Source organism: Paracoccus sp. S4493, from assembly GCF_000967735.1.
In the GTDB taxonomy this organism is placed as follows: domain Bacteria; phylum Pseudomonadota; class Alphaproteobacteria; order Rhodobacterales; family Rhodobacteraceae; genus Paracoccus; species Paracoccus marcusii.
The window spans coordinates 1-485 of sequence record NZ_JXYF01000360.1 but is presented as its reverse complement, the minus strand read 5'-3'; the positions used below and the strand labels follow the sequence as shown (position 1 = coordinate 485).

The 485-nt window shown below is 69.5% G+C and carries 1 pseudogene; it reads left to right on the top strand.

Features of this window, described 5'->3' with window-relative positions:
* Nucleotides 1-166 precede the first annotated feature (166 nt).
* Nucleotides 167-485 (top strand): annotated as a pseudogene (locus TW83_RS17730) (serine--tRNA ligase); the annotation flags it as partial.

The window sequence follows — 485 nt, the reverse complement described above, 5'->3', positions numbered from 1 at the left end:
AGGGTTATGTCGGCCAGCGCTATTTCTATCCCGTGCTGGAGGAGATGATGCGCGGTGCGGGACTGACACTGGGCGCGTGATATTCCCGCGGTGGCGGCGGGCCGGGCTTTCTGTCGCGGTCGGCATGCGCTAGTCAGGCACCCAGACAATTTGCGAAGGTGCCGCCATGCATGACATCCGTGCGATCCGTGACAATCCCGATGCCTTCGAGGCGGCGCTGAACCGCCGCGGGCTGACCGGCCTGACCGCGCAGATCCTGTCGCTGGACGAGGCCCGCCGCGGTCGCATCGCCGCCGCCGAGACCGCGCAGGCGGACCAGAACAAGGCCAGCAAGGACGTGGGCGCCGCCAAGGCGCGGGGCGACGACGCCGAGTTCGAGCGTCTGCGCGCGCTGGTCGCCACGACCAAGGCCGACATCGCCGGCATGCAGGCCGAAGCCGCCGATCTGGACGCGCAGCTGCGCGACCTGCTGCTGGGCATCCCGA